Annotated in this window: 18 protein-coding genes; 7 read left to right on the plus strand and 11 right to left on the minus strand. The window is 52.0% G+C overall.

Translation table 11 applies throughout. The features are described 5' to 3' along the window. Positions 1 to 13: 13 nt before the first annotated feature. The 5 genes from NSU14_RS21380 (at position 14) to NSU14_RS21400 (ending at position 7,326) form a co-directional block, all read left to right on the plus strand. Positions 14 to 2,332, plus strand: coding sequence for a glycoside hydrolase family 65 protein (locus NSU14_RS21380; protein WP_042135238.1), 2,319 nt, complete (start codon positions 14 to 16; stop codon positions 2,330 to 2,332). A gap of 278 nt (positions 2,333 to 2,610) precedes the next feature. Beyond that, positions 2,611 to 4,296, plus strand: coding sequence for a glycoside hydrolase family 13 protein (locus tag NSU14_RS21385; protein WP_340947314.1), 1,686 nt, complete (start codon positions 2,611 to 2,613; stop codon positions 4,294 to 4,296). A gap of 150 nt (positions 4,297 to 4,446) precedes the next feature. Then, entirely contained in the window at positions 4,447 to 5,307 is an 861-nt protein-coding gene (locus NSU14_RS21390; protein ID WP_340947315.1) for an AraC family transcriptional regulator, read from the plus strand. Between the two features lie 229 nt (positions 5,308 to 5,536). Continuing rightward, a complete protein-coding gene (locus tag NSU14_RS21395) occupies positions 5,537 to 6,382 on the plus strand; it encodes a DegV family protein (RefSeq protein ID WP_340947316.1) in 846 nt (281 codons plus the stop codon). A gap of 143 nt (positions 6,383 to 6,525) precedes the next feature. Beyond that, positions 6,526 to 7,326, plus strand: a complete 801-nt coding sequence (locus NSU14_RS21400) for a class I SAM-dependent methyltransferase (protein ID WP_340947317.1) — start codon at positions 6,526 to 6,528, stop codon at positions 7,324 to 7,326. A gap of 58 nt (positions 7,327 to 7,384) precedes the next feature. Here NSU14_RS21400 and NSU14_RS21405 read toward each other — a convergent pair whose 3' ends face one another. The 6 genes from NSU14_RS21405 to NSU14_RS21430 form a co-directional block, all read right to left on the minus strand. Next, positions 7,385 to 9,064 (minus strand): ATP-binding protein, encoded by a 1,680-nt coding sequence (locus NSU14_RS21405; protein ID WP_340947318.1) that lies wholly within the window; start codon positions 9,062 to 9,064, stop codon positions 7,385 to 7,387. Between the two features lie 228 nt (positions 9,065 to 9,292). Then, on the minus strand, positions 9,293 to 9,985 hold the full coding sequence (locus tag NSU14_RS21410) for an ABC transporter permease (RefSeq protein ID WP_042135230.1): 693 nt from the start codon (positions 9,983 to 9,985) through the stop codon (positions 9,293 to 9,295). Then, complete coding sequence (locus tag NSU14_RS21415) at positions 9,978 to 10,895, minus strand: ABC transporter ATP-binding protein (RefSeq protein WP_042135228.1); 918 nt, start codon at positions 10,893 to 10,895, stop codon at positions 9,978 to 9,980. The genes NSU14_RS21410 and NSU14_RS21415 overlap by 8 nt, the downstream gene beginning before the upstream one ends. A 142-nt stretch (positions 10,896 to 11,037) precedes the next feature. Next, positions 11,038 to 11,973 carry a sensor histidine kinase gene (locus NSU14_RS21420; protein ID WP_340947319.1) on the minus strand — a complete coding sequence of 312 codons (936 nt, stop codon included), beginning with the start codon at positions 11,971 to 11,973 and terminating at the stop codon, positions 11,038 to 11,040. After that, positions 11,970 to 12,713, minus strand: a complete 744-nt coding sequence (locus NSU14_RS21425; RefSeq protein WP_076242851.1) for a response regulator transcription factor — start codon at positions 12,711 to 12,713, stop codon at positions 11,970 to 11,972. Before NSU14_RS21425 ends, NSU14_RS21420 begins: the two co-directional genes overlap by 4 nt. A 21-nt stretch (positions 12,714 to 12,734) precedes the next feature. Beyond that, complete coding sequence (locus tag NSU14_RS21430; RefSeq protein WP_340947320.1) at positions 12,735 to 13,634, minus strand: DUF4362 domain-containing protein; 900 nt, start codon at positions 13,632 to 13,634, stop codon at positions 12,735 to 12,737. 424 nt (positions 13,635 to 14,058) lie between these two features. Here NSU14_RS21430 and NSU14_RS21435 point away from each other — a divergent pair, with 424 nt between their 5' ends. Together NSU14_RS21435 and NSU14_RS21440 are read left to right on the plus strand one after the other, a co-directional pair. Continuing rightward, on the plus strand, positions 14,059 to 15,054 hold the full coding sequence (locus tag NSU14_RS21435; RefSeq protein ID WP_340947321.1) for a phosphodiester glycosidase family protein: 996 nt from the start codon (positions 14,059 to 14,061) through the stop codon (positions 15,052 to 15,054). Between the two features lie 6 nt (positions 15,055 to 15,060). Continuing rightward, on the plus strand, positions 15,061 to 16,071 hold the full coding sequence (locus NSU14_RS21440) for a bifunctional glycosyltransferase family 2/GtrA family protein (RefSeq protein ID WP_340947322.1): 1,011 nt from the start codon (positions 15,061 to 15,063) through the stop codon (positions 16,069 to 16,071). Between the two features lie 84 nt (positions 16,072 to 16,155). Here the strand turns inward: NSU14_RS21440 and NSU14_RS21445 are convergent, their stop codons facing one another. From NSU14_RS21445 to NSU14_RS21465, 5 genes are all read right to left on the minus strand, one after another. Beyond that, the gene (locus tag NSU14_RS21445) at positions 16,156 to 19,182 is read right to left on the minus strand and encodes an S-layer homology domain-containing protein (protein WP_340947323.1); all 3,027 of its coding nucleotides are present in this window, start codon (positions 19,180 to 19,182) and stop codon (positions 16,156 to 16,158) included. Positions 19,183 to 19,419: 237 nt separating this feature from the next. Continuing rightward, positions 19,420 to 20,031, minus strand: a complete 612-nt coding sequence (locus NSU14_RS21450) for a uridine kinase family protein (protein WP_076242691.1) — start codon at positions 20,029 to 20,031, stop codon at positions 19,420 to 19,422. 143 nt (positions 20,032 to 20,174) lie between these two features. Continuing rightward, positions 20,175 to 21,305, minus strand: coding sequence for a glycoside hydrolase family 88/105 protein (locus NSU14_RS21455; RefSeq protein WP_340947324.1), 1,131 nt, complete (start codon positions 21,303 to 21,305; stop codon positions 20,175 to 20,177). Positions 21,306 to 21,345: 40 nt separating this feature from the next. Continuing rightward, positions 21,346 to 22,374 carry a dienelactone hydrolase family protein gene (locus NSU14_RS21460; RefSeq protein ID WP_340947325.1) on the minus strand — a complete coding sequence of 343 codons (1,029 nt, stop codon included), beginning with the start codon at positions 22,372 to 22,374 and terminating at the stop codon, positions 21,346 to 21,348. A gap of 18 nt (positions 22,375 to 22,392) precedes the next feature. After that, positions 22,393 to 23,283, minus strand: coding sequence for a pectinesterase family protein (locus NSU14_RS21465; protein WP_042135216.1), 891 nt, complete (start codon positions 23,281 to 23,283; stop codon positions 22,393 to 22,395). Positions 23,284 to 23,353: the final 70 nt, after the last annotated feature.

Genomic DNA, 23,353 nt, shown 5'->3' on the forward strand with positions numbered 1-23,353 from the left:
GGAGCCAATAACAATGAAACAATACCTCAAAATTGATGAATGGTCCATCATCGAAGAATCCTTTGATCCGCAGACCCAGGAAATTTCCGAAAGCGTATTTAGCATCGGGAACGGGTACATGGGCGGCAGAGCCAACTTCGAAGAACAATACAGCGGGCACAGCCTGCAAGGCAGCTACATGGCTGGTGTATACTACCCTGACAAGACACGGGTCGGCTGGTGGAAAAACGGCTATCCGGAGTATTTTGCCAAAGTCCTCAACAGCACCAACTGGATCGGCATCAACGTTGAAGTTGACGGCATTCCGCTCGATTTGGCAGCCTGCACAGTCAGCGAATTCCGCCGTGTACTTAATATGAAGGAAGGCACTCTCTCCCGCAGCTTCACAGCCACGACCGCAGACGGCAAAGAAGTGAAAGTGGAGAGCATCCGCATCGTCAGCATGGTCCGCCATGAGATTGGCGCGATCCGCTACTCCATCCAGCCGCTCAATTTCTCCGGTGAGATTACCGTGACTCCTTATCTGGATGGCGATATCAAGAACAAGGATTCCAACTACGACGAGAAGTTCTGGAACGAGGTCGAGAAGAAAGCGGAACCGGCGGGCGGACACCTCACCCTGAAGACCAAAAAGCTTGATTTTCACGTAACCTCAGCCTATGTCTATGACATTCTGGTCAACGGCGAACCAACAGCCGCAGAAGCAGAATCTATCGAGCAGGAGAAATATGTAGGCAGCAAAGTAACGATTCCGGTACAGTCCGGCGATCAGGTGGTTATTTATAAGTATGCCGCCAATGTCACCTCCCGCAATTACGGGCTGGGCCAGCTGGTAGACGCCGCACGGACCGCCTTGCAGAGTGCGCGTGAAGCCGGATTTGTAGCGCTTTTGACCGAACAGGCTGCGGCTTGGGGCGATAAGTGGAAGGAAAGCGACATTATTATTGAGGGTGACGTGTCGGCGCAGCAGGCAATCCGGTTTAATATTTTCCAGCTGAATCAGACCTATACGGGCGAAGATGACCGTCTCAATATCGGACCGAAGGGCTTCACCGGGGAAAAATACGGCGGCAGCACTTACTGGGATACGGAAGCTTATTGTGTGCCTTTCTATCTCAGTACCGCCGACTCCTCGATTGCCCGCAATCTGCTGATCTACCGTTACAAGCATCTGGAGAAAGCCAAAGAGAATGCCCTAAAGCTCGGTTACAAAAAAGGCGCACTCTACCCGATGGTGACGATGAATGGTGAGGAGTGCCATAACGAGTGGGAGATTACGTTTGAAGAAATTCACCGCAACGGCGCGATTGCTTACGCAATTTACAACTATGTGAACTATACCGGCGACAAGGCTTATCTCGGCCAATACGGGCTTGAGGTGCTGGTAGAGATCTCCCGCTTCTGGGAAGAACGCGTGCACTATGTGCCGCATAAGGACAAATATGTAATGCTCGGTGTAACCGGCCCGAATGAATACGAGAACAATGTCAACAATAACTGGTATACGAACCGGATTGCCGCCTGGACCATGGAATATACCCTGGAAGCGTTGGCGTACCTGCAAGAGAATGAAGGCACACGTTATGCAGAGCTGGCCGACAAGCTGGAGCTGCTGGAGAGCGAAACGGCGCAGTGGAACGAGATTATCGCCAAAATGTACTACCCGGCTGATGAAGAACGCGGCATCTTCCTGCAACAGGATGGCTTCCTCGACAAGGAGATTATCCAGGTGAAGGATGTGCTGCCGGAAAACCTGCCGCTGAACCAGAAATGGTCCTGGGACCGCATCCTGCGCTCCTGCTTCATTAAACAGGCGGATGTGCTGCAAGGGCTCTACTTCCTGGGAGACCGCTATGATCTGGATACCAAAAAGCGCAACTTCGACTTCTATGAGCCGATCACCGTGCACGAGTCCTCCCTCTCCCCTTGTATCCATGCCATTCTGGCCTGCGAGCTGGGCTACAAAGAGAAGGCTTATGAGATGTATCTGCGCACTTCGCGGCTGGATCTCGATAATTACAATAATGATACGGAAGACGGCTGCCATACGACCAGCATGGCGGGTACATGGATGTCAATCGTACACGGCTTCGGAGGACTCCGGGTGCTGGGCGACCGGCTGACCCTGAACCCTTCCAACCCGGGACACTGGACCTCTTATTCGTTCAAAATCATGTTCCGCGGTTCCCGTCTGAAGGTCACAGTTACCGATGTACAGGTTACGGTTAGTAATGAAACCGATGTTCCGGCATCCCTCACGATTCATGGCAAGGAGTATACGGTGAACGGACTGAGCAGTGTGACTGCTGACGGCTCTTCGGTAACTGTATAACTTCCTGCAGCCCCGGAGGCATTAAGCTTCTTCGGGGCTTTTTTAAATATCTTGAACTTGAAAATTGAATCAGCAAGAAAGGCGGAGAGGAAGTTTGGAAGTGTAGGAGCGGCAGCGTCCGCCTTTGTCACCGGATTTCTACCGCGATCAGCGGTTTAATCAGGAAATCTGGGGACAACAGCGGCCGGAACTCCAAATCTTCCCGTAGCTGAGACAATTGCAGATTTAATTTTTGAATAGCTCAACTATTTCAAAACCACTCAAAGGAGCCCACCCAAATGAATAGAGCCTTTTGGAAAGAAGCCGTAGTCTATCAGATCTATCCCCGCAGCTTCCAGGACAGCAATGGAGACGGAATCGGGGACCTGCAGGGGATCATCTCCCGGCTGGATTATCTCCAGAAGCTGGGCGTCGATGTCGTCTGGCTGTCGCCGGTCTACAAATCACCGAACGATGACAATGGTTATGATATCAGCAACTACGAGGATATTATGGATGAATTCGGTACGCTGCAGGACTGGGAGGAGCTGCTGGCCGGACTGCATGCACGCGGCATCAAGCTGATGATGGATCTTGTGATTAACCACTCCTCGGACGAGCATGCCTGGTTCGCGGAATCCCGCGCCTCCAAGGATAACCCCTGCCGCGATTATTATATCTGGCGTCCCGCCGGACCGGATGGCGCGCTGCCGAACAACTGGAGCTCCATCTTCAGCGGACCGGCCTGGGAGAAGGATGAGGCGACGGGCGAATATTATCTGCATCTGTTCTCGCGCAAGCAGCCGGATCTGAACTGGGAGAATCCGGAGCTGCGGGAAGCGCTCTATAAAATGATTGCTTTTTGGCTGGACAAAGGTGTAGACGGGCTGCGGATGGATGTCATCAACATGATCTCCAAAGTAGAAGGGCTCCCTTCCGCACACCATGAGGGCCTGGCTCCCGGTGAGCTGGCCGGTGGCGGAGAGTATTATATGAATGGACCGCGGGTTCATGAGTATCTCCAGGAAATGAATCGTGAAGTTCTCTCCAAATATAATGTAATGACCGTCGGCGAGACGCCGGGAGCAACTGTAGAAGACGCCATTCTCTATACTGACGAAGATCGGCATGAGCTGCAGATGGTGTTCCAGTTCGAGCATATGGATGTCGACTCCGGCCCGGGCGGCAAGTGGAATGTGGTTCCGTGGACACTGAAGGGGCTGCGCGATATTTTGCACAAATGGCAGGTAGGCTTGGCGGACAAAGGCTGGAACAGCCTCTATCTCAATAACCACGATCAGCCGCGGATGGTCTCCCGGTTCGGGGATGACGGCAAATACCGTGTGATTTCGGCCAAAATGCTCGCTACCCTGCTGCACACGCTCAAAGGTACACCTTATATCTACCAGGGTGAGGAAATCGGCATGACCAACGTGAAATTCCCTGTGCTGGAGGACTACAAGGATATAGAGATTCTCAATATGTACCGGGAAAAGGTTACGGAAGGCGGAGGAGATCATGAGACGGTTCTCCAGGCGATTCACACGAAAGGCCGCGATAACGCCCGTACCCCCATGCAATGGGACGCCTCAACGAATGCCGGTTTCACCGCTGGTACACCTTGGCTCAAGCTCAATCCGCGCTACACAGAGATCAATGTGGAACAGGCGCTGGCCGATCCTGACTCGGTATTCTACTATTATCAGCGGCTGATTAGCCTGCGCAAGCAGCATCTGATCATGGTGTATGGTGAATATGAGCTGCTTTTGCCGGAGCATGAATATATCTACGCGTACACCCGGACACTGGGCGGTGAGAAATGGCTGGTGCTGCTGAACTTCTGTGACACACCGCAGACTGTAGAGCTGCCTGACGAGCTGAACGCCGTAACCGAAACGATTATTGGTAACTATCCGGAGGAGCCGGCGCCCATGGACCGCAGTACGCTGCGTCCGTATGAAGCGAGAGTCTGCCGGTTAGGCTAGTTTTGCCGGAAGCTGACAAACCCCTTGAAATATGACATCATAGGATCATAGACTGTAGGCCGTTGACTGTACCTGTCTCAGATGAGCAGAGAATAACAGGACCAGCCCGTAGGCCGCGTGATAATATGAACTTAAAGGGAGATGGCAAACTTGGAATGGCTGATCCGAATGAAGAATGCGCTGGATTATATGGAGAGCAGAATGACCGGACCGCTGCGGATCGAAGAGATTGCCGCAGTGGCATATGTCTCCCCTTTCCACTTCCAGCGCATGTTCAGCATGCTGACCGGCGTCACCGTAGCAGACTATATCCGCAAACGCAGATTGACTCTGGCCGCTCAAGAGCTGGCCATTTCAAACATCCGGGTGTTGGATGTCGCACTGAAATACGGATATGACTCCCCGGAGTCATTCGCCAAAGCGTTCCGCAAAGCGCATGGGCTTACCCCCTCTGCCGCGCGTGAACCCGGGGTACAGCTCAAAGCCTTCCCGCGCCTCTCTTTCCATCTGTCATTGAAGGGAGATCAGGAAATGGATTACAAAATCGTGAATAAAGAAGCTTTTACCGTTATCGGCAAATCAATGGAGGTTACCTGCAAGGACGGGGAGAATTTCCGCAGAATTCCGCAGTTCTGGAATGAATGCAATGAAGACGGCACATCAGATAAGCTGATTGAGTTCGGCTTACGCGAAGAATGGCTCGGCATCTGTATGAATATGAATATGGAGACGGAAATGCTGTCTTATTGGATCGGAGTTGAAGCAGACGCGTCCACTGACCCGCAGGCGTATGAGACTACAGTGGTTCCGGCTGCGACCTGGGCGGTATTCAAATCCGTAGGAGCTATGCCTGATGCAATTCAAGGGGTCTGGCAGCGCATTTTCCAGGAATGGTTCCCGGGAACGGGCTACGAGCATACAGGCGGACCCGAATTTGAGCTGTATCCGCCAGGCGATACATCAGCAGAGGATTATGTCTGCGAAATATGGATTCCTGTAGTGAAGAAATAATTGTTCAGGCTGTACCGGAAACGGCTTCGTTGTCCCTACAAGGACGATGAGGCCGTTTTTTGCATGTGCGGAGGCTTAGTTGAGATCGGCTACTGAAGAAGCGGTATCCCCGCAAACCTCACAAGCTAGCATTTTTTATTTTGAGATTCCAGGCAGGCTTGGTATAATAAACAGATTATAGGGTCTTAATATAGTGTATTGTCATCCAAGATTGGTGAAGGAGATATTCATGTCTATCGTAAAAATCTTTTCAGACAGCACTTCCGATTTGCCGCAAGGCTGGAAGGAAACGTATGATATCGGCATTGTCCCGTTATATGTAGTTTTTGAAGACGGCACCTTCAAGGATGGTGTAGAGATTACACCCGAAGAAGTGTACCGCCGTGTCGCCGCAAATGGTGCATTGCCCAAGACGGCAGCCCCTTCCCCGGCTGATTTCATTGCCGCTTTTCAGCCGGTCGTGAGCGCTGGCGGAGATATCGTCTATATCAGTCTTTCTTCTTCTTTATCCTCTACATATCAGAATGCCCTGCTGGCCGCAGGCGAGTTCCCTGAAGGCCGGGTACATGTTGTGGATTCCCAGACGTTATGCGGCGGGATCGCCTTGCTGGTCATGAAAGCCGCCCGCGCCGCAGCCAAAGGCCACAATGCGGCCGACATCGCAGCTATGATCGAAGCCTCCCGTGAACGGGTGGAATCCGAGTTTGTCGTCGATACGCTGGATTACTTATATATGGGCGGACGCTGCTCAGGCATGCAGAACTTTATCGGCAGCCTGCTGAAGATCCGGCCTGTACTGCGGCTGGTGGACGGGGCGATTGTACCTGTTGCCAGAATCCGCGGCAAGAAGGAAAAAGCTGTAGAACAGATGCTTCAGCACGCACTTGCGAATGCAGCCGATATGGACAAGGAGCTGCTCATTGTTGCCCATACCCTTGCTGAAGAGGATGCCCGGTATCTGGAGAAGGCACTGCGAGAGCAGACAGGTGTGGATGAAATTGCCGTAATCCATGCCGGCTGCGTGATCGGCAGCCACTGCGGGCCTGCTACAGTGGGTCTCATGTATATGCACTAGAATAATTAAGCTCTACCTTAGACGAATCTTTATCTGCAGCTTATGTAGATAAAGATTCGTTTTTAGTTGTTGCATAGTAAACAAAGTATAGTAAAATCAGAAAGCGGTAATTTCCAATTTTATCTAAATCAAGGGGGCGTAACATGCAGGAGCAGATGGCACGTACGAATAAGACGGCTTGGGAAACGAAAGCATATCAGGCCTGGATTCAGCACCATGGCTCACCTGAGGAACTTGCCGGGCGGTTGAAGCAGGATCCAAGGCACCCGTTGCGGCATTGGCTGAAGTACATAGGCAACCCGGCAGGATTGAAGGTGTTGAACCTGCTCGGCTCTCACGGGATGAAGGCGACTTGTCTGGCTTTGCTGGGTGCTGAGGTTACTGTCGTGGATATATCCGAAGAGAACCGGCTGTATGCCAGAGAAGTAGCGGCAGCGGCGGGTGTTAAGCTGAACTACATCTGTGCAGACGTCTTAAAAATCCCCGGTGAGGACGCTCTGGGAACCTTCGATATTGTCCTGATGGAGTTCGGGATTTTGCATTACTTTACGGATTTAAACGCTATTTTTTCTGTGGTCAGCAGACGGTTAACGGCAAACGGGCGGCTCATGCTGACGGATTTCCACCCGTTCGCCCGGGCATGGATGACAACCCGGAATCTTCAGCATCCTACGGGTAATTATTTTGACGATACACTCAAGGAAGGTGAGGTTGCCTTTGCCAAGCTGCTTCCCGAAGAGGAACGGTCCGGATTAGCACAAGTGGTGACGCGGGGCTGGACTGTGGGCGATATTATCACTTCAGTAGCCTCTCAGGGGCTATATATCCGTACCTTTGAAGAAATCAGGAGTCCAGGGGACCCGAGATTCCCTGAATTCTACACGCTGATTGCGGATCATATTGAGGGGCAGCTGAACCCGCTATATCCTGGAACATCAGGCTAGCAGGCCGGCCGCAAAAACAAACAGCAAGTCTCCTCCCGGAGGCTTGCTGTTTGTTAGGTTAAGCCTGTTCAACTCCCGCTTCCGCTTCAACCTCTTCCTTCACAAAAGGAAGCATGAACCGGAAGATCGATCCCCGGTTCTCTTCGCTCTCCACGAAGATCGTTCCGCCCATCAGCTCCACCAGCTGCTTGCAGATCGCAAGCCCTAGTCCGGTGCCGCCATATTTACGGTTAATGGACGGATGCAGCTGGGAGAAGGACTGGAACAGCAGGTTCAGCTTGCTGTCAGCAATACCTACCCCTGTATCACGGACAGAGAACTCCAGCAGGTATTCCGGCGAGGCCGGCAGCGGAATATTCTTCACCGACAGAGTCACGCTGCCCTGATCGGTGAATTTCAGCGCGTTGCCGACCAGATTGACGATAATCTGCCGCAAGCGGCTGGGATCGGTCGTGACAATATCCGGCACGCTGGTATCCGCCCACCAGCGCAGGGCGAGCTTCTTCTCCTCCGCCTTGGGAGTGAACAGATCAATGATGCCCTCCAGCATCTCACGCAGATCAAATTTCTCCGATTGCAGCGGCATTTTGCCGGCTTCCATCTTGCTGAAATCGAGAATATCATTGAGGATCTGCAGCAGACTGTAGCTGCTGCTGCGCAGAATCTCGGCATAGCTGCGCTGCTCTTCCTCCAGGTTGGTTTCCAGCAGAAGATCAGCCATCCCGATCATGCCGTTCATCGGGGTGCGGATCTCATGGCTCATCATCGCCAGGAAATCAGACTTGGCCTGTGCAGCCTGCTCAGCTGATTCCTTGGCCCGGAGAATCTCCCGTTCGTTCGTAATATCACTGAAGGAGACGACCACACCGCAGATCATGCCTTTATCCAGCAGCGGGGCAATCCGGTAGTTCACGAAGAAGCTGGTCCCGTCCTTGCGCCAGAAGATTTCATCCGCCTTGCTGCGGGTAACGCCATCTTGAATGGTGAGCCGGATGGGACATTCCAGCGGTGAATGCCGGGCTGCACTCCCGCGGATATAGTGAATCATTTCCATCATCGGCAATCCGGCCAGCTCTGACGGCTCATAGCCCAGCATTTCGGCCCCTTCACGGTTGATGAAGATCGTCCGGCCCAGCGTGTCCAGTCCGAAGATTCCCGCCGAGACGGAATTGAGAATCAGACTAAGCCGTCTATCCTCCGCCATCTCAAAAATAAACTCTGAAACCGGCAGTTCCTCCTCTGTCAGCAATTCCTCGTCCGTCAGGGGAGGGAAGTCCGCGCCCTCAAGTCCAATGCGTTCAGCACCGGCAGATTCCTGTCTGCTCATGCGTTCCCAGCTTTGCAGCAGCAGAGAGAGCGGCCGGTTCCCGGTATCATGAATGATGGCAAATACACCGGCAATGCCTTCATCTGTATGAAGCGGCACATACCTTACAGAAACAGCATCGTCACCGGAATTCCCTGCTTTTACTCCGCTTTCTTCTTCCGCTTCCACCATTAACCCGAAGCTGGATGTAATACCGGCCAGAGCAGATGCGAAATAGCCCTCGCCGGGAGGATGCATCCGGCATTCGATCAGCCTGGCTGCATCCTCTGCACTTAAGGTCCGGTTGCTGTCGGCATAACGCCCCTGTCTGTCCAGCACGATAATGAGATCCGGATGATGATCGAACAACGCTCTATAAGCACTTTCTTCAGAAAGTGCCCGGCCCAGGATAGAAGCCCAATCTTTATGCATGGCCCACCTCCTCTGCTGCTTCATTCCTGCTATATTATAGGACCATAGATTGCGGAGAAACTCTGATTATGTAGAAATCTCTGAATTATTTACTATTATAACAAAAAAACCGCTATAGGTCGCCACAAAAACGCCGGATTGGAGCGCTTGTTCAACTAAACAGAAACAATGCCGCCCCTGAAGGGACGGCATTCATCTCATACAATCACAGCGGCTCAGCCTTGCCCGTCAGGCAACATCCTGATGCTCGATATTCCGGATCGACAGATACGCGATTCCCCCACCGACCAGCGCCAGAGAGAGTGAAATCCAGATCAGATTGCCCATCCGGAAGCTCCCGTTTCCGAAGCCGGATGAGATCAGCATGACAATCAGGACGGCGGAGACAATGGTAGCCGGTACGGATTTGCGGCGCATCCCGAAGTATAACGGAATCAGTGCAATGCCTGCCGCGTAGAGCGCATCCGTTCCGGCCTTCAGCAGGTTTGCGGTGATCAGATCCTGTGATACAGTACCCTGAATCACGTCAGACATGAAATAATCAATGCCGGTGAGGATACTGCTGATTGCAATATCAGACAGGAAAATGCTCAGGAACGTAAACAGAAAGACGATAATCAGCTTCGCAGCCAGCAGCATCTTGCGGGGAACCGGGTACATGAACAGCACAGTGATCGTATTATTCTTGTACTCGTCGATTACCAGCTTGCTTATCAATACGGAGGCGAAGATGATAAATGTTGCTTTTACAAAAACGAACACACCATCAAACAAATCAGGATACGTGCTGAATTCCCCTTCGTTAAGCGATGTAAAGGCGATAAGGACCATGAAGCCCAGAATGGCGAGATCGGCAATCAGCACACTTTTGAGAAAATTGAATTTGTTCTTACGCAGCTCCAAACGAATTAGCTTAAGCATTGTGGGCACCTCCCATCAGTTCTACAAAATGATCTTCCAGCGAATGATGTTTCTTGCTCATACTTTCCAGCTCCACATCTGCTTCGGCCAGCGCCTTGCTCAGCTCCAGCTGCGGAATATCATCATAGATCCGGATGGTGCGCGGGTCGAGCACTTTATAATTGGTTAAGCCCAGCTTATGCTCCAGGATGTAGACGGCCTTGGTGCACTCGCCTGTAATCAGCTCAATGTACTGTGTATTCTGGTTACGGATCGTATCCATCGCCAATTGCTCCACCAGCACGCCTTCGCGGATCACGCCGATCGTGTCGGCAATCTGTTCGATCTCGCCCAGAATATGACTGGAGATCAGCAGGGTCATGCCGTATTCCCGGCTCAGCATCCGGAACACCTCGCGCAGCTCCTTGATGCCGAGCGGGTCCAGCCCGTTGATCGGTTCATCCAGAATGAGCAGCTCCGGCTTGGTCATCACCGCTCTGGCAATGCCCAGCCGCTGCTTCATCCCCAGGGAGAATTGCTTCACCGGTTTCTTGTCCACTGCACTCAGCTTCACCAGCTCCAGCGCTTCCTCCATCGCTTGAACATCATAATATCCCATGTATTCACCATGCAGCGCCAGGTTCTCGCGGGCACTCAGCTTGTCGTAGAAGACCGGATATTCAATGATGCTGCCCATGCGCTTTAGCATTTCATAAGAGCGGGGGGTCATTTTGTCTCCGAAAAATTCAATCTCGCCCGCCGTCGGCTTCACCAGATTCGTAATCATTTTCATCACCGTCGTTTTGCCGGCGCCGTTGGGTCCCAGGAACCCGTAAATTTCACCCTGCTTAATCTCCATATTCACGCTGCGTACAATTTCCTTATCCTCATAGACTTTGGTTAAATCCCATGTCCGGAGTATCGTTGTCATGTCCGTTATCCCCTTTGACTTCTTCTTTTTCTTCCTGGTATTTATTCTACAGGGCGGAGTTTGCTTTTTTATTACTTGAATCTTACGAAATTCTTAAGCTGCGTATGGATACGCAGACCGCCCCGCCAGAACCGGAATTATTTCAGAAGGTCAGCCGCTGAAAAGAAAGCGTAAATGCCGTCCGGACGTACGGCTTGCTGCTTAAGGAAATACGGCCGTTCATCTGCTCGGTGAGCCGCTTGGTGATGGTCAGCCCCAGGCCGCTGCCCTGGTAGTCGCGGTTGCGCGAATCCTCCAGGGTATAGAGCCGCTCGAACACCTTGTCCTCATGGCCTTCGGCAATGCCCTTGCCCCGGTCCCACACTTCTATACACACCTGACCGGCATCGCTGTACAGCTTCAGCCCCAGCGCCCCTCCGGCATCACCGTAGGCAATAGCATTCGACAACAGATTGGACAACACGCGGTCCAGCGCATCATCGTTGCCCATCATATAGAGCGGCTCATCCGGTATTTCGATCTGCACATCAGCACCTTTGGCACTGAGAATATCGTAGAAAGCAAGAATATTCCTGCGGCAGACCTCACCCAGCTCCACACGTGACAGCGGGATATCCCGGTCCCCCGACTCCAGCTTGGCCAGATCAAAGAAACGGTTCATCAGCGTAATGACTTCCCCTGCTTTGGCATGAATGGTGCGAAGAATACGTTCCTGCTCCTCCATAGGCATGTCTTTATCATGCAGCAGGGTCTCAATATACCCCAGCACCACCGTCAGCGGGGTCTTCAGGTCATGGGAGATGTTAGCCAGCATACTGCGCATAGACTTCTCCAGCCTGGCCCGTTCTACAGCTCCCTTATGATTGACATCCAGCAGCCGGTTCAGATCGGTCAGCAGGATTTGCAGCTCCGGACTGCTGCTCATCAGAAGCAGCCGTTCATGCGAGCCGCGCTCCACAATACTCTCCAGCTTGGTATGAATATATTTCAGCTGGCGTGCATGCTGCCGCGAATGCATTACTTGCAGTACAAGGACCAGCAGTAGCAGCGCAATGATGATAATGAACAAGGCTGTCATTGCTGCATATCTCCGAGCTTATAGCCGATGCCCCACAGCGTTTTGATATATTCCGGATGAGAGGGATCGTCCTCAATCTTCTCGCGCAGTCTGCGCATATGTACATTAATTACATTCTCATCCCCGAAGTAGTCATCCTCCCAGACCAGACTGTAAATCTGCGCCTTGGTGAATACCCGCCCGGGGCTGCTGACAAACAGCTTCAGGATATGGAATTCCTTGGCGGTCAGCTTCACTTCTTCCCCGTTCTTCTGCGCCGAGAAGTTATCCAGATCGACCGTTAGTCCACGCAGCTTAATCACCTTCGATGCCGGCTGCGGCTCCTCCCCGGCAGACGCCTGACTGCCGGCGGCAGCCTGGCTCCCTTGCGCTGCGTACCCGGCCCGGCGGATCGCCGCCTTCACCCGCGCTGCCAGCTCAATCATCGAGAACGGCTTGGTGATATAATCATCAGCGCCGAAGCCAAGCCCCAGCGCCTTATCTACATCACTGTCCTTCGCTGACATAATCAGCACCGGCACAAGGCTCCCGCTGCGGATCATCTGCAGCACATCCGTACCGCTGCGCTTCGGCAGCATCAGATCCAGCAGTACCAGATCATATGACGGACCGCCCACAAACTTCTTCACCGCCGCCTCCCCGTCAAATGCTGTCTCCACCTCATAGCCCTCTTTAGTCAAATATGAACCTACCATTTCGCTGATTGCCTCATCGTCCTCAATCAGCAGCACCCGCTGCAGCATATTGAACCTCCTGTAATCCTATTTGACGCCGCCTGTAGCAGCAGGCAGCTGTAAGTAACTATCCCCGGCTTCTACAAGCCCGATAATGTAATCTGCGGCCTCCGTCATGGTCTTGCCATCCCTGCCGGTATCACATTCGCTCCAGGCATAATGCCGCTCGGCACTATTGATCAGCACCGTCAGATCATAGCTCTCATACGGCTTGAGGTTGCAGCTTGTACTAAGCTGCTTCTCCCCAAGATAATTGGACAGCACCAGCTTCCGGTAAATGCTCTGCCGGTCTTCAACCGGCAAGCCATAATCGCTGATTTCGATGACAGTACCGTCCAGCATATCTTTTACCAGGTTCTGATTCACCGTATTGATCTCATTCCTGAGATTAAACCCGTATTTGAGGATAAATTCAAATTTATCCTGCCGGCCCAGATCGAAGTCAACAGTGAGTAAATCCTGATTCACGGCCTCTCCCTCGCAGCCCTTCAGGGAGTACTTCAACTGATGCTTCTCCTCCGTCCGTACAAGCTTATCACAGCTGTAAGTCTTCACTTCACGGGGTCCGAAGGCATCCTCAGTGGTATCATAACTCAGCTCCAGCCGTCCGCCTTTATACCGCGTTTCAATAAAGATCGGATCGCCTTCAATCGTATACTGCACTATCCGCTGGCTGCCGCTTCCCCGTTCCATGAAACTGTCCAGCTTGTCCAAATTGCTGATTACGCCGCCGTTAGAGGATATGACATCCTCCTGCTGGTCAATCTTGTGACTGATGGCGGATGAGCCGCCACCATCAAATAACGAGCAGCCTGTAACCAGAACCAGCAGAAGTAGCGCCGGAAGAGCTGCCCTGGACAACCTTTTGAACAGTACAACCATTATTCTCAGCTTGCACAGCAGTTTTGAGACAGGCTTTACTTTCACGGCTGATGACCTCCCTGAAATCATGATCGGATGGAGCTTTTGTTAAAGTATACCAATGCTGCGGGCGCGATTCTACTACATTACTTTTTTATAAAATCATGCCCATAATACAACATTTTGCTTATAAAAGCGGCCGTAATCCGGAATTGTTGTATGGAATGCAGCTTTTCCCCTCCTCTAAGCGGTTTATCCTGACAATTGTTGTATTTCCTGCAACAATCCTCCCGAACACCAGCTATTTGCAATGCCAAGTTGTAGTACGTACAACATTAATGCAAATACAGCTCAACAGATTAACACATCATCAACAGATCAACCCTTGGTTACTCGCACCTTCCCCGCAGATACCGCCAGTTAAGATTCATTTAAGGAATGGCACTTATCATGAGCCTTAAGAACTTAATTGAAGAGGTGGTGCTTCGATATGAAGTCACGCAACACAAGCAACACACGCAATACAGGCAACAATGCACCCCGTCCCGGCAAACGAAAATTATTGATTATAATCCTCGTCATCCTCCTGGGCCTTGGCGCAGTGGTATATCGTCTGGCAGACCGTTATCTGATTGAGCATGTTGAGGTTGTCGTCGCAGACGATACCGCCGGAACCGCTGGTACCGGCAGCACAGGCACAACAACAGCAGCCGCAACAGCTGATGTGAGTGCAACATCGGATGACTGGAATTACAGCAGTGACGATATCCAGGTCAAGATTGATCAGGTCCAGACGGGAAGCGGGTCAGACCAGATCACTTATTTTGTCGCAGATGTGGTCCTGAAGGATGCCGGCAGCCTGCGGTCCGCTTTTGCCGATAACAGCTTCGGTACGAATATTACGGAGGACACCTCGGTGATTGCCTCCGCTAATAATGCGATCTTCGCCATTAACGGAGATTACTACGGCTTCCGTGAAGACGGCGTGATTATCCGCAATGGAACCGTGTACCGGGATGATCCGGTGCGGGATGCGATGGCTCTGTTCGGAGACGGAACGATGCAGACCTATGATGAGGAGGAAGTCTCTTCGTCTGAGCTGCTGGCTGAAGGGGTTACGAACACCTTGTCCTTCGGACCGATTCTGATTCAGGACGGCAAGATCGTCAGTGATTTCAGCAGTGTCAAAATCGATAACAATTTCGGCAACCGTTCGATTCAGGATGCGAATCCCCGGACCGCCATTGGCATGATCGCCCCGAACCACTACGTGTTCGTTGTAGTTGACGGACGCAAGGAAGGCTACAGCCGCGGGATGACCCTTGCCGAGCTTGCTGATGTGATGGAAGGCCTCGGAGCTGCAGAAGCCTACAATCTGGACGGCGGCGGTTCCTCCACCATGTACTTCATGGGCCGGGTCGTGAATAATCCGCTGGGCAAAAACCAGGAACGCGGTGTCAGCGACATACTTTATATTAAGGAGTGAACCCGGATGACTATACTAATCCCCGCCTATGAACCAGATGAACGGCTGCTGGATTTAATTGTGCAGCTGAACGAATATCCGCTAGGACCCATTATACTGGTCGATGACGGCAGCGGCCCGGCTTACCGGGGAATCTTCGAGCGGGCTGCGGCATTCGGCTGCACCCTCCTGACCCATAAGACCAACCTCGGCAAAGGTGCCGCCCTCAAAACAGGCTTCCGTCATATCCAGGAAACCGGACTGCACGGTAATGTGATCTGCGCTGATAGTGACGGACAGCATCTGCCCCATGACATCAAACGGATTGCCGAAACGCTGCTGCTCCAGAGCAAACCCGGCATTGTACTCGGGAGCCGCCGGTTCAGCGGAACCATTCCGCTGCGCAGCCGGTTCGGAAACACCGTGACACGCTCCGTCTTCGCACTAACTACCGGCACCAAAATCTATGATACCCAGACCGGCCTGCGCGGCTTCCCGTTCCAGATGCTGGACTGGCTGTGCCGGATTCCCGGCGAACGGTTCGAATATGAGATGAACATGCTGCTGAGCGCCCACAAAGAGGGTTATACCATTACTGAGGAGTATATAGATACCGTCTATCTGGAGGATAATAAATCCTCCCACTTCCGGCCGCTGATCGACTCCTTCCGGATCTATCTGCCGATTCTGATGTTCAGCACCTCCTCACTGATCTCAGGCCTGCTGGATTTCGTACTGCTGTTCCTGTTCCAGAGCCTGACCCATAACCTGTTCCTGGCTGTCGCAGCCGCAAGATTATGCAGCTCAGTCTTCAACTACTCGGTAAACCGGAAGTATGTATTCAGCGGCGGCCAACAATCGCGCCTCCAGTCACTGCCCAAGTACTTCTCCCTCGTAGTCCTTGTGCTGCTGTTCAATTACGGGCTGCTCTACTTCTATAATGAGAAGCTGATAATTCCGCTGGTTGCAGCCAAGATTCTGACAGAAATCTCGGTCTTCGTATTCAGCTATTGGGCGCAGCGGAAGTTTGTATACTGAATGAGCGCTACACGCAACAGAGCAGCGGCTCTCCTGTGACGGGAAGCGCTGCTCTGTTTTTTCATAGACTGCTGTATTCGTTTATTATTCCTTAGCCAAAGTAACGTCCAGGGGATCAACAAGCAGGCCCTCTTCAACTTTAAATTTACAATTTATTTCGATTCTATTAAGATGCTCGGCATCCCAATAGATGAATACATCGTATTCCCCATCCGGAAAACCAGCACCGAAAACCCCATTTTTCAGCTCAACTGTTTTGAGATAATCCTTTCCGCCAAGACCACTGCCTAATTCAATATAGCCGTCCGGCAGCGGGGTCCCATCATCATATTTCAAAGTGCCGGTAACATTATTAGATGGCAAATGAATTACAAGCTCTTGCGGATCAGACTGCCCGTCCAGCACCGAGAAACTATAATACGGGAATTTGGCATTGTAGATGGAGTACATTTTTTCCGCTAAAATAAGTACCCGGTATGAGCCATCAGGCAAATAGAAATCATACAGGCCATTCTTAATCGTTGCTGCATACAGAAGCGGTGAAGCAGTGCCAACCTCTGTGATCACTAATATACCATTAGCATATGGAGTTCCGTCCTCATTATAGATCTTGCCTGATATTGCTAAAGGTACTTTGATATCAATAGGCCCTGAGGCAGGTTCACCATTAACAATCTTTATCTGTGTACGTAAAGGTATACTTTCTGAATCCTTAGTGTTCAGCGTCTGTATGCTATAGTCGCCATCAGGCAAATAAAGATTGAACTTACCAGCAGTAACATCAACCTTATAAAGCCCGGTATTCACTGCACCCATATTACTTATTTCCAGCCAGCCATCGTGCATCGGGGAACCATCCACGAAGCTAATACTTCCTTCAATTTTGGGTGGCAATGTTATATTCAAATTGCTTTTCCCGTCAATGACCTCAAATGAATGATTAATGGTTAATTGTTTGTTAGTTTCGCCATAGATTAAGACTTCTACATTATAATGACCGTCCGGCAAATATAAGTTAAACTTACCTGCTTGGATTTCGGCACTATACCAGGCAAGCGGTCCGCTGTCTAAGCGCTTTACAATAATTTCTCCATTCTCCACCGCGGTCCCGTCCGAATACTGCATCGTGCCCGCCTGCTGCTCAGGAATGAGGATATGCACCTCTCTATCTGCCTTGCCATTCATAACGTAAAACATATAGTAGAGTGAAATAATCTCCTGTGTAGTTGTGGAACGCATGGAGTAAATCTTGTAGGGCCCGTCCGGCAAATCTATAGAGAATTCACCATTCGTTAGTACAGTGCTGTAAATCATATGATCGCTGTCCCGTTCCAAATACAAGGTACCGGAATCGGCAGCCTTCCCGTCTCCATGCTCAATGACCCCTTGTACAACCCCATGATCTACAATGGGCGGTGTGGGTGCCACCGTTGACCACGGTGTGGATATCGGTGTAACTATCGGCCACGGCGATGGTGACGGTGACGGCGAAGTCGCTGCTGTTGGTGTAGCTGATGAAACCGGCGTTGCTGCCGCTGTCGCTACCGGCGTTGGCTTTGCTGTTGGTACCAGCGTTGTCTTCACTGTCGCTATCGGCGTTGGCTTCACCGTTGGTACCGGCGTTGGCTCTTCGGTTGGTTCCGCCGTTGGTTCAGGCGTTGGTGCTGCTGTTGGCGCCGGCATTTCTGCCGCACTGCCTCCGCCTCCGCCTCCACCCCCGCCGCCAACTAATACGGCCGCTGTTGGAGTTACAGAAGACGCAGCAGCCGTTTTATCAGAACCGGCTATATTGATTTTCACATCTGCCGGAACGTCGCTGCCCACGGTAATTTTCCCTGGCGCATTCTCTATTGTAATGCCCGAAGCGTTGACGACTGCATTCCCGATGTTGCCTTTACCTGAAATTTGTATACCGGCGTTCATTATCATAGACTTGATACTGCTGCTATTGCTCAATTTATTACTGCCCGCTGTTTTATCAATATTGATTGACTCCACAGTGCCCCCGCTGATGTCAATGTTAAGACGTGATGCAAGAATATTCACAGCCTTGAAGTTACCTGTCAAAAGGATACGGGCATCCGCTGGAATTTCACGGGATAACGTGAGGGTGCTGATTGCAGCTCCGGTGAGTGTTTCTACGGCTGCAGCGGACTTGATCTGAAGATCATTGATTTGGGTCTTTCCTTCAGCAACCAGTCTTACACTGCCATTCTTCTTGTCAATACGCACAGAACCCAGTGTAGAATCCGCAAGATGAATACTATTCGCCCCGCCGCCTTCAATCGCGGTGTTACCTCCTACCGTTACATTCAGGAGATGCACATCGCCTTCAGCTATGCCTTCTCCCAGCAGCAGATCTCCAGTAATGTTCATATTACGGAGTGTGATACCTGGCACATTAATTACTACATCACTGTCTACTTCGGACATTCCCGACATCGGACCGTATGTACCCGGCGAATCATAGATGATTACATATTCCCCGGAATCTGCATCGGGCAAGGATAAAGCTCTATCCAGGATGACTACCGTTTCCGCACGGGTTGCATAAGCAAGCGGGCGAAAATTCCCATCGCCGGAGCCTGTCATGATCCCCTGCTCGCTTACAGCCCGGATAGCACTTTTGCTCCAATCAGGACTTCCGGCAATATCCTTAAACTCAGGAGCCGCAGCCGATGCTGTCAGCTTGAGCAACTTGCTGATGATAACAGCCATTTCTTGACGGTTAATCTTCTGGTCCGGCTTAAAGGTCCCATCCGCATAGCCCTGAACGTAACCCGCGGCATTGGCCTGCAAAATACTTGAATAATACCACTTACTGCTGGAGATATCGCTGAAATTAACTTTCTTAGTCTCAGTGAATCCAAAAGCCCTATTAATCAAAACCGTTAATTCAGCCCGCGTGACCGGATGATCCGGCTTAAATTCACCATCCGGGTAGCCGGAGATCAGACCTTGATCCATCCACTTACTGATGTGCTCCTTCGCCCAGTTTCCGCTGAGATCCGATACATTACCCGCAAAAGCTGCGCCGGCCGGCAGTATGGATAGACATACAGCTAGTACTCCTGCGATTACTTTTTTCCTTACCCTTTTTTGAATGAACAAGCTAATACCCCCGACTATGTAGTTATAAAAGCGCACAAATTATAAGTTACCTTCCCTCATCTATTACTTAAGACCTATTAATCCGTTAAAATTATAGCATGATTCCGGTCAATGATTGGTAATATTTTCGGATTTTATTTTTTCCATTCCAAGAAGCAAAAAATGGCCCCAACTCTCCATTTCACCGGAAGGCTGGGGCCGTAGCTGTGTATGACTTTCTTTTCGCCGAAACTAAGCTTAATCTTGATTCCTGATTACAATATCGAACTTCTCATGATACGGATGCATGAATAATTCATACTGAATTCTGCGCTGTTCATGGGACTTCATTAAATACTGAATATCCGTCCCCCGCTCAGCCACATCACGGATTCCCCTTCGCCTCAGCTCGGTCTCCCCATCCGTATATAAGTAGACTTTGAGATCATACAGACTTGGGTCCGTAAAAGCCACGCTCATGCCCTCTACAATATTAATCCTGTTGTCAGAAGATAACAGCGCACTCTTGCTATAATGCGTACCGATGGTATACAGATCCAAGCCGTCCCGCAGCATACGGATGTCTCGCTCCAAAGCAGCCACGTTATGGGCGGCAGGGTGACAGGCGGTCATTTTATCACGATATTGTTCATTGTTATATTCGTAGTCAATCCTTGCGTACCGCCTAAGATCAGATCCGATAATGTAGGGGTCAGTATTGAGAACATTCAAGTTCTCCTGCCCCAAAAGAGTGATCAGATGATGGGCAAACGTCGTCTTTCCCGATGCCCCATGACCCGAAATCCCCACGATCACTCTCTCTGCCTGACTGTTAATCCACTCAGCTATTCTGTGCAATTCCTGATTCATAGCTTCCTCCGCATGTCCTCTATTAGAAGTATCCAATATCCTATACTATCACAAAAGGCGGACCGGGATCGGCTGCTATTATAACGATGTTGACGCTTAAGTTCACCGGTATTCATGTATTCGTCTGCTCCGACAGCAGCAGCCTATTGCCCGTCAAGGTACTTCTCCACCTCAAGGGAAGCCAGCAATAATGGCGCAACACCCATTGGCGCATCAGAGACTATCGCCTCAGAAATGTAGTAATCATAGGAACCGTTCCGGTCCTTGCTGAGTCCTGCCCCGTGGCAGATCTGATGCAGATGAACGCCTTGTTCATCTTCGGTAACCAGATGCGTGAGGATGCCCTCATAGCCTTTCAGCATCGCTTCCTTGAACGAAGGCTCCAGATAACGCAGCCGCAGCGCTTTGGCCATCGCATAGACGAACATGCAGGAGCCGGTGGCCTCGAGGTAATTGCCTTTGCGCCCTGCCTGATCTAGCACCTGATACCACAGGCCGGTCTCCTGGTCCTGAACCTCAAGCAGTGCACCGCACATCCGCTGGAAAATCCCGATGATCGTTCCCCGCTGCGGATGGGTGACCGGGAAATGCTCCAGACAGTCCACGGCGGCCATGGCGTACCAGCCCATCGCGCGGCTCCAGAAGTGGGAAGAGAGGCCGGTGGTCGAGTCCGCCCATTCCTGCTCTTTGGATTCATCCCAGCCGTGATAGAGCAGGCCGGTCCGCGGGTCACGGGTCCGGCGCTCAATCAATAGCAGCTGATGAGCAGCTTCATCTATCAGCTCGGGACGCTGAAATACGGCCCCGTATTCGGCAAGAAACGGCGAAGCCATATATAGTCCGTCCAGCCACATCTGGAAAGGATACACCTTCTTATGCCAGAATCCCCCTTCTGAAGTTCGGGGTTGCCCAATAAGCTGCGCCGCCAGCAGATGAGCCGCTTCAGCGTAACGCGCTTCCCCGGTCTGCGTGTACAGGTAGAAGAGATTCTTGCCCTGGTTGATCTGATCCAGGTTATATTCCTCCAGCGAATAGGAGCGGATCGAGCCGTCCTCCCCGATGAAGCTATCCATATGCCGCTGCATGAAGGAGAGATATTCGAACTCCCCATGCTGCACACCGGCGCGGGCCACTGCCATCAGCAGCATACCGGGCACATAGGCCCAGCGCTCCAGGACATACTCATGTTCCCCGTGTTCATTGCATTGACTGATGAAGGTATCCGCGATTCTGCGGGACAAACCTGACGTTGTTGTTTCTGTGATAGACATCATTATTCCTCCTGTCGCTTATGTTCCAAGCCTAAGTCTGAGCTCAGGCACCGGCAAGCTGCTTCCGCAGCCAGGCATACGCCGGCTCCCCGTGTATTTCATGCCCTCCAACAAAAAAATCCGCCTCCACCTGTCCGCCATGCCCCGCTGCGTTATAGATCGCCTCCAGCCGGTCCAGGGCTTGCTTCGCGCCAGCCGGACCAAACAAAGGGTCGGCATCTCCCGACTCCACGAACAGGCCGCGAGGTGCAATTAACCCAAGCAGATCAGGCATTTCCGCTTCCAGCAAAATGCCCGGAATATAATTATCCAGACAATGATTCCGCGTCAGTATACTGTCCGCAAACGTATTGGCATACCCGCTGACGACCGCACAGGTGAGCCTCTGATCCAGTGCAGCTGTGAAGCCGGCGACCAGCCCGCCGCCGGATATGCCCATAATGCCTACTCGTTCACCGTTAACCTCTTCCCGCGTCAGCAGATAGTCGAGCGCCCGCATACTTTCATAGATCCGGTAGCCTGCCATCGTCTGTCCCGTCATCAGCAGCGCGGAGGATAGGCGGAAGCAGGAATTACGCCCGGGCTCACCGCTCTCCAGATCCTCTGCCAGCCGTCTGTCTCCGAAGCCGAGCACCTCGGGCGCTGCGACCACGAAGCCCTGCTTCACCAGCGAGACGGCAAAATCCTTATGCAGCCCCGGGTCACCCTGCCGCTGCGAGCCGTCCGGATTGAGGCCGGTAATCTCACGGCTGCCGTAGCCATGCCCATGAATAGCCAGAACAGCCGGGCAGGGAGAGGATAACAGCTGCCCCGGAATCAGAAGATACATAGCCATTCTAAGTCCTTCATACGTGGTAATCTCCACACGCTCACGTATATATCCGTTACAGGCTACCCGCTCAAGCAGCACAGGTGCAAGCGCTGCCCGTTCCTCCGGAAAGCCGCCAAGCCGTCCGGTAAAGCTTGCAGTAAGCTTTGCCCGCCACTCCCCGTGTGGAATGTCCTCACGGAAGGCAGCGTCCTGCGCTGCGGAAGCGGTCAATTGCTTCATATATTGTTCCAATGATTCCATCAGGGTTCCTCCTGGTTCTTAATAGCCTTCAGGATGCCAGCCGTCCAGAACGGTCAGAACCCGGTACTCCGCAGCTTCCTCTGCAGTTAACTGGCGCGACCATGCAGCGCGGCTCTCGGGACAGGCCCCTGGCCCGCTGCTGCCGTATTCTTCATAACGGCTGGTCTGCTCCCTGTCCGGCTGCCCCCAGTTATGCCAGCCTTCGCCGGTAACCGATTCGTCCATAACCGTACGGATGAAGGCTACATGTGCATAAGGCCGCCAGGGCCGTCCGAGATACACCTCACTGACCCCTTCGCCGCCGGTAATCCGGCAATTCAGGAATACATAGCCGAATGCAGCTCCCTCCGGTGTTGAAGCGGCTGTAATATAACCTCTGGACCGCTTATTGTGCAGATGGCAGCCCTCAAACAACGCCGTGGCGGCACCGAAAATATAATCAACATCGCCTTCAATATAGCAGTCGTTGTAGTATTGCTTGCCCTGCCCTGTATAGAGTGTATCCTGGTCACCCAGCAGACGAACACGCCGGAACACCGCCTGTCCGGCATCAACAAAGGCGGCCACCGCCTGTCCGGTTCCCGGACCGGAAGCGTTCCGGATGGTCAGATTCTCGGCTGTGAAGCCTTCCGCGAACACATTCAGGGTGCCGCTGCGGAAGGTACCGAGCGGTTCACCGTCCGCTCCCAGAGTGTGGGCATTATCATTCCAGGTAATCACGGTGGAATGCGGGTCCTCCCCCAGCAGCAGAATGGGCGGGGCTTCACGGACGATTGTAATCTTTTCCTCATAAATGCCGGGCTTGATCCGGATGGTTACGGCCTGCTTCTGCTGCGGCGGAATGGAATCCAGCGCCTCCTGCAGACTGCTGTATCCTTCCCCCGGACTCTTCGATACTGTAATTAACATGTGCGGCTCCTTTCATGGCGACCTCTATTTATTCTATAATAACCGTAACGGTTCATATGAGAAGAGGAGA

It is taken from the genome of Paenibacillus sp. FSL R10-2771 (assembly GCF_038000205.1).
In the GTDB taxonomy this organism is placed as follows: Bacteria; Bacillota; Bacilli; order Paenibacillales; family Paenibacillaceae; genus Paenibacillus_AQ; species Paenibacillus_AQ phytohabitans.

Bases quoted from the DNA above. Each gene is read 5' to 3' on its own strand.
- NSU14_RS21465 (WP_042135216.1), bottom strand. From the start codon at position 23,283: ATGTTAATTACAGTATCGAAGAGTCCGGGGGAAGGATACAGCAGTCTG.
- NSU14_RS21400 (WP_340947317.1), top strand. From the start codon at position 6,526: ATGCAGGAGCAGATGGCACGTACGAATAAGACGGCTTGGGAAACGAAA.
- NSU14_RS21440 (WP_340947322.1), top strand. From the start codon at position 15,061: ATGACTATACTAATCCCCGCCTATGAACCAGATGAACGGCTGCTGGAT.
- NSU14_RS21420 (WP_340947319.1), bottom strand. From the start codon at position 11,973: ATGACAGCCTTGTTCATTATCATCATTGCGCTGCTACTGCTGGTCCTT.
- NSU14_RS21380 (WP_042135238.1), top strand. From the start codon at position 14: ATGAAACAATACCTCAAAATTGATGAATGGTCCATCATCGAAGAATCC.
- NSU14_RS21395 (WP_340947316.1), top strand. From the start codon at position 5,537: ATGTCTATCGTAAAAATCTTTTCAGACAGCACTTCCGATTTGCCGCAA.
- NSU14_RS21410 (WP_042135230.1), bottom strand. From the start codon at position 9,985: ATGCTTAAGCTAATTCGTTTGGAGCTGCGTAAGAACAAATTCAATTTT.
- NSU14_RS21450 (WP_076242691.1), bottom strand. From the start codon at position 20,031: ATGAATCAGGAATTGCACAGAATAGCTGAGTGGATTAACAGTCAGGCA.
- NSU14_RS21460 (WP_340947325.1), bottom strand. From the start codon at position 22,374: ATGGAATCATTGGAACAATATATGAAGCAATTGACCGCTTCCGCAGCG.
- NSU14_RS21455 (WP_340947324.1), bottom strand. From the start codon at position 21,305: ATGATGTCTATCACAGAAACAACAACGTCAGGTTTGTCCCGCAGAATC.
- NSU14_RS21435 (WP_340947321.1), top strand. From the start codon at position 14,059: ATGAAGTCACGCAACACAAGCAACACACGCAATACAGGCAACAATGCA.
- NSU14_RS21405 (WP_340947318.1), bottom strand. From the start codon at position 9,064: ATGCATAAAGATTGGGCTTCTATCCTGGGCCGGGCACTTTCTGAAGAA.
- NSU14_RS21385 (WP_340947314.1), top strand. From the start codon at position 2,611: ATGAATAGAGCCTTTTGGAAAGAAGCCGTAGTCTATCAGATCTATCCC.
- NSU14_RS21415 (WP_042135228.1), bottom strand. From the start codon at position 10,895: ATGACAACGATACTCCGGACATGGGATTTAACCAAAGTCTATGAGGAT.